The sequence below is a fragment of the Kluyvera sp. Awk 3 genome (assembly GCF_028069715.1).
GTDB lineage: Bacteria > Pseudomonadota > Gammaproteobacteria > Enterobacterales > Enterobacteriaceae > Kluyvera > Kluyvera georgiana_A.
In genome coordinates this window covers 1-5,843 of the sequence record NZ_JANEWH010000201.1, presented here as the reverse complement: position 1 = coordinate 5,843, position 5,843 = coordinate 1, and the positions used below count along the sequence as shown (strand labels likewise).

General features: G+C 53.6%; 5 protein-coding genes. 2 read left to right on the top strand and 3 right to left on the bottom strand.

All coding sequences use genetic code 11. The features are described 5' to 3' along the window. The coding region (locus NNN71_RS23320; protein WP_271459460.1) for a polysaccharide lyase family protein at window positions 1-1,629 on the top strand (1,629 nt) is incomplete at its 5' end. Window positions 1,630-1,639: 10 nt separating this feature from the next. Further along, window positions 1,640-2,395, top strand: a complete 756-nt coding sequence (locus NNN71_RS23315) for an oligogalacturonate-specific porin KdgM family protein (protein WP_065357582.1) — start codon at window positions 1,640-1,642, stop codon at window positions 2,393-2,395. Window positions 2,396-2,509: 114 nt separating this feature from the next. Here NNN71_RS23315 and acnA read toward each other — a convergent pair whose 3' ends face one another. The 3 genes from acnA to NNN71_RS23300 all read right to left on the bottom strand — a co-directional run bounded on the left by acnA (window position 2,510) and on the right by NNN71_RS23300 (window position 5,714). Beyond that, window positions 2,510-5,185: an aconitate hydratase AcnA gene (gene acnA, locus NNN71_RS23310; RefSeq protein ID WP_271459459.1), complete on the bottom strand. Its 2,676-nt coding sequence runs from the start codon at window positions 5,183-5,185 to the stop codon at window positions 2,510-2,512. A gap of 212 nt (window positions 5,186-5,397) precedes the next feature. Next, a complete protein-coding gene (locus tag NNN71_RS23305) occupies window positions 5,398-5,562 on the bottom strand; it encodes a hypothetical protein (RefSeq protein WP_163448896.1) in 165 nt (54 codons plus the stop codon). Window positions 5,563-5,564: 2 nt separating this feature from the next. Further along, a complete protein-coding gene (locus NNN71_RS23300) occupies window positions 5,565-5,714 on the bottom strand; it encodes a YmiA family putative membrane protein (RefSeq protein WP_074416844.1) in 150 nt (49 codons plus the stop codon). Window positions 5,715-5,843: the final 129 nt, after the last annotated feature.

The window sequence follows — 5,843 nt, the reverse complement described above, 5'->3', positions numbered from 1 at the left end:
CAACAAGATAAATATCTTATTGATAATGGCAAATTGAAAATCACCCTTGCAGCATCGGGAAATATCACCCACCTGGAGATGGGCAATAATAACCTGCTGGCACATTTATCCGGCACCCAGCGCGACCCTGACAAAATTCGCAGCGGTTACCTTGATTATCACTCAGGGCGCGTTACGCCATTTATTGCCAACAAATTCACGCTCATTGAAAATACTCCGCAGCGGCTGCACATCATGTTTCAGGGAGAAAACGCTGAAAAGCTAGCGCTGGAATACCACTATATTATTCCGCAAGGCAGTAACGGATTTTATAGCTACGTCGTAGCGGAAAATAAAACACCCAAACCGGTATTAGTCAGTGAGCTTAGGGTGGTATACCGCTTTGACCCTCTGCGCATGAATCATCTGTTTAACGGCCAGCGCGATGGTATTCCTTTGCTGTATAGCGCATTAGAAAAGTTACCCAAAATCCAGGATGAAACCTGGCGTTTACCCTCTGGTGACGTCTATAGCAAGTATGATTTCGCCGGCTATCAGCGACAGCTGCCTTTCTGGGGAGTCTATGGCGATGGGCTCGGCGCATGGCTGATTCCCGCCTCACCGGAGTACTTTTCCGGCGACAGCAACAAGCAAGAGTTGCTGGTTCATCAGGATGCCATCGTCCTCAACTACCTGACCGGCGCGCACCTTGGCTCTCCCGATATGATTGCGCCGCCGGGCTGGCAGAAGCTATACGGCCCGTGGTTTATGTACTTCAATCAGGGCGATGCCGAAACGCTGAAACAGGACGTCCAGCGTCAGGCGCTAGCCGAACAGCGCGCCTGGCCCTACACGTGGGTGAAAGACGACCGCTATAGCACCCAACGCGCTGAAGTGCTTGGCCGAGTGCTCTCACCGACAAAGGTCAATGTCATCCTCAGTTCCTCGCTCACCGAGCCGACCGATGTCCAGACCCTGGGATATGCCTGGAGCAGCACCAGCGACGCGCAGGGCCGAATCGCCTTCAACAACGTGGTAAAAGGCCAGTATCGGCTTGATGTTTATGCTAGCGAAGGCCAGCGCCCCGGGCTGCTGTACAGCACTACGGTCAACATTCAGGATGATGCCACGGTGCTGGCGGACATTACGCTGCCGCCCTTCGTCGCGCCGCTGTGGTCCATCGGCCAGTCCGACCGTTCAGCCAGCGAGTTCCGCTTCGGCAATGCTCCGCGAGGCTGGCAGTGGCAGCATCGCGTCCCCGCCAGTCTGACGTTCGATATCGGACGCAGCGACCCGTATCAGGACTGGTATTACACGCAGACCCAGCCCGGCGATTGGTCGATTCGCTTTAGCGATACCGCCGATCGTCAGCCCCGTTATTTAAACGTCGCGTTCGCCGCCGTCAGTAACTTCGGTATGGACCACCCAACCAAACCCGTCATGCAGGTGTTGTTAAATAATAAAGTCATTAAAACGCTGGCATACGAAAACGATAAGGCTATTTACCGTGGCGCAACCCGTAGCGGTAAATACCATAACGAAAAAATAGAACTGCCCGCGGACAAGATGGTTAATGGCAATAATACCGTCACCTTCCGACTCCAGGGCGGAGCATTTATGTACGACTTAATCTCGTGGTCTAAACAATAAGAGGGAAAATATGTTATCTCGTAAATACCTTATGGCAGGATGCGTCTTATTAGTTAGCCAGGTTGCACTGGCAGAGGAAGGTTCATCACCGATTAAAGCACTAAGTCTGGATTATCGACACGAATATCGAACGCGCGACCGGACGCATTATGACAAGTTGAACATGTCAGCGGCCCTGCCGAATAACTTTAACTTCTCAATAGAAACAAAATATAAAACAGGTGGCAAAGACACCAAAGACAAGATGTTTTCTGATCCGGTGATCAACGCGGTTGAGCTTACTCTTTCCCGCGCTTTTATATTTGACAACTTCAAGATATCACCGTTAATTCAACCAGAATTCAATAACGAACGTACCGAATGGAAATTTGGTTTCGTGCCCTGGTATACCTTTAATGAAAACTGGGCCATCGGCGGGATGTACCGTTTTGAAATGACCGATTACGCCAACGATCCCGACTGCGGCTATAACGGTGATAAATCCTGTAGCACCAACAAACACCGTACGGTCAACCGTGGTGATATCTATTTGCGCTACACCTGGGACCGATTCTCCACCACTTATAAATTTATCTATAAGCACGGCGATGAAATATTATGGGGCAATCAGCACTATGACTATGAGCAGGAGTGGCAATTCGACTACTTGCTGGGTGATAAGAAAGAGTGGAAACCGTACGTCACTTTCGGCGATATAGGGCGCTCATCCAAGTCCACCGAACGCCAGTTCCGTCTGCGTATGGGGGTGGTCTACACCTTTAAATAATCCGTTTTCGCGATAGCGCCAGGCGGCGCTATCGCACTGCTTCCGTTCTACATGCCACGTTAGCGTTTACTTTTGCAATCGTCTGTTTTGGGGCCAGCCATCGGCCCCGTTTTTTTAACTCAGCATATTACGAATTACGTAATGCAAAATACCGTCGTTCTGGTAGTAAGTGAGCTCGGTCGCCGTATCGATACGGCAGCGGCACAGCACGGTTTGCTGCTGACCATCTGCACGAGTTAGCACGACAGGGATCGTTGCCCCCGGCTTCAGCTGCTGTAGCCCGGCGATATCGATCCGTTCCTCGCCGGTGAGCTGCAGCGTTTTGCGGCTTTGGCCCTGTGGGAATTCCAGCGGCAGAATGCCCATACCGATGAGGTTGGAACGGTGGATACGTTCAAACGACTCGGCAATCACCACCCGTACGCCGAGCAGACGCGGGCCTTTCGCCGCCCAGTCGCGGCTGGAACCCGAGCCATACTCTTTACCCGCAATCACCGCCAGCGGCGTTCCCTGCGCCTGATAGTGCATCGCCGCATCGTAGATGGACATCACCTCATCTCCAGGCAGCAGGCGGGTCATGCCCCCTTCCACGCCGGGCACCATCTCGTTACGGATACGAATATTGGCGAAGGTGCCGCGCATCATCACCAGATGGTTGCCGCGACGGGAACCGTAGGAGTTAAAGTCGCGGGTGGCGACGCCATTTTCCTGTAAATAGCGCCCTGCCGGACTATCCGCCTTGATACTCCCTGCCGGGGAAATATGGTCGGTGGTGACCGAATCGCCAAGCATCGCCAGCACGCGCGCGCCCTGGATATCTTTCACCGGTTCCGGCACAACGCCCATCTGGTCAAAAAACGGTGACTGACGAATGTAGGTGGAATCATTCTGCCAGCTGTAGGTGTCCGAGGCTGGCACGCTAATCGCCTGCCACTCAGGTGTGCCGGCAAACACTGCCGCGTACTCTTTGTGGAACATATCGGTCGATACCTGCTGCACCGCGCGCGCAATTTCATCGCTGCCCGGCCAAATATCCTTCAGGTACACCGGTCTCCCCTGACTATCTTCTCCCAGGGGATCCAGCGTCAGATCGACCGTCATATTACCCGCCAGCGCGTAGGCAACCACCAGCGGCGGCGAAGCCAGCCAGTTCGTTTTAACCAGCGGATGAATACGCCCTTCAAAGTTACGGTTACCGGACAGCACCGCGCCAACGGTCAGATCGCCTTGTTTAATCGCGCTTTCAATCGGATCAGGCAAGGGTCCCGAGTTACCAATACAGGTGGTACAGCCATAACCAACCAGGTTAAAGCCCAACTGGTCAAGGTACGGCGTTAGCCCGGCATAGGCCAGGTATTCCGACACCACCTTCGACCCCGGTGCCAGCGACGCTTTCACCCATGGCTTCGGCTTCAACCCACGCGCAACGGCATTTTTTGCCAGCAGCCCGGCGGCCATCAGCACACTCGGGTTTGACGTGTTGGTACACGAGGTAATCGCAGCAATCACCACCGCCCCTTCCGGTAAGGCATACTGCTCGCCGTTGAGGCTAAAGGCGACGGCCGGCTTTGCTTTACCCGCGCCATTCACTTCCAGTTCAGTGTTGGCGTTAAACGCTTTCGGCACGTTGCCCAGCGCGACGCGGTCCTGCGGGCGTTTCGGCCCGGCGAGGCTCGCCTCTACATCGCCCATGTCCAACGCCAGCGTTTGGCTGAATACCGGCTCATCGCCAGTGTGCCGCCACATGCCCTGCGCTTTGGCGTAGGCCTCCACCAGCGCGACCTGTTCATCGCTGCGTCCGCTCAGGCGCATGTAAGAGAGCGTGACGTCATCAATAGGGAAGAAACCGCAGGTTGCCCCGTATTCCGGAGCCATATTGGCGATAGTGGCGCGGTCAGCCAACGGCAGCGAATCCAGACCGTCGCCGTAGAATTCAACAAATTTCCCCACCACGCCAAGCTGGCGCAACATTTGGGTGACCGTGAGCACGAGGTCGGTGGCGGTAATTCCTTCACACAGCTTGCCGGTCAGCTTGAAGCCAACGACATCGGGAATCAGCATGGAGACCGGCTGTCCGAGCATTGCCGCTTCCGCTTCGATACCGCCAACGCCCCACCCCAGTACGCCCAGACCGTTAATCATAGTGGTATGGGAATCGGTACCGACCAGGGTGTCCGGATAGGCCACCCATTCATTGCCCTGCAATTCGCTCCACACCGCTTGCCCCAGGTATTCAAGGTTGACCTGATGGCAAATACCGGTGCCAGGTGGCACTACGCGGAAGCGGCTGAACGCCTGCTGCCCCCAGCGTAAGAAGGTGTAACGTTCATGGTTGCGCGACATTTCAAGGCGCACATTTTCCTCGAAGGCATCATCATCGCCAAAGCGATCTACGGTGACCGAGTGGTCAATCACCAAATCCACCGGCGACAGGGGGTTCACCTTATGGGTATCGCCACCGAGGCGCTTCACCGCCTCGCGCATGGCAGCCAGGTCCACCACTGCCGGTACACCGGTAAAATCCTGCATCAGCACACGAGCGGGACGATAGGCTATCTCCCGGTCGGCATGGGCGTTTTTCAGCCAACCGGCCAACGCCTGGATGTCGTCGGCAGTCACCGAGTCGCCATCCTGCCAGCGCAGAAGATTTTCCAGTAAAACTTTGAGTGATTTCGGCAGGCGGTCAATATCGCCAAGGGTCTTTGCGGCCAGCGCTAAGCTGTAGTAGTGGTAGGTTTTATTGTCGACCTGTAGCGTTTCCTTGCAGGCCTCTCGTAGGGTTGACGACATAGCTCCTCCTTAAATGACGGGAATTGCAGCACTCTGACACTCCTCAGAGCCTCTATTAAAGATAACACAACGACCCGAACACGCCGGAAAAGGGCTCAGATTGATAAATGCATCAACGCTTTATTAAAAAAGAGACGAAGGGAAATAAATAGCAGGAGAAGGATTTTCGGGATATATCGGTAGGGGAAGAAAGATGGACAATAACCCTGGAGTTACTGTTTCTTATTCTCATCCTGATTGAACAGTTCGATAAACTCTTTTTGCTCAGGCGTCAATTTCCACTCGTCCGGGACATTGACCTTATTATTATTCTCAACGGGTTTCTTTACCGCCGGCGCGCGGGGCTTCGCCGGTTTAACACGTTCAGACGTCAGCATGTTTAGCCCCAGAACTTCCAGATCAGCAGTGCGACAGCAATCCAGAACAGCGCGGAACCCAGGAATACGCTCAGCCATGCTTTGCGTTTCACGCCCGGTTCTTTATTTTCTGACGCCATTACATGCCTCTCACAATCGATATTACTTATCATTTTCACACCAATTAATTGTTACAACTAATCATCATTGAGATAAATCCTAAGTAAATTTTAAGCAAAAATCCAGCGATTTTACGAATCCTGAGAGGAGATTTATTTATTCTTTTGACGGTGAAGGAATAT

Bases quoted from the DNA above. Each gene is read 5' to 3' on its own strand.
- NNN71_RS23305 (WP_163448896.1), bottom strand. From the start codon at position 5,562: ATGCTGACGTCTGAACGTGTTAAACCGGCGAAGCCCCGCGCGCCGGCG.
- NNN71_RS23315 (WP_065357582.1), top strand. From the start codon at position 1,640: ATGTTATCTCGTAAATACCTTATGGCAGGATGCGTCTTATTAGTTAGC.
- acnA (WP_271459459.1), bottom strand. From the start codon at position 5,185: ATGTCGTCAACCCTACGAGAGGCCTGCAAGGAAACGCTACAGGTCGAC.
- NNN71_RS23300 (WP_074416844.1), bottom strand. From the start codon at position 5,714: ATGATAAGTAATATCGATTGTGAGAGGCATGTAATGGCGTCAGAAAAT.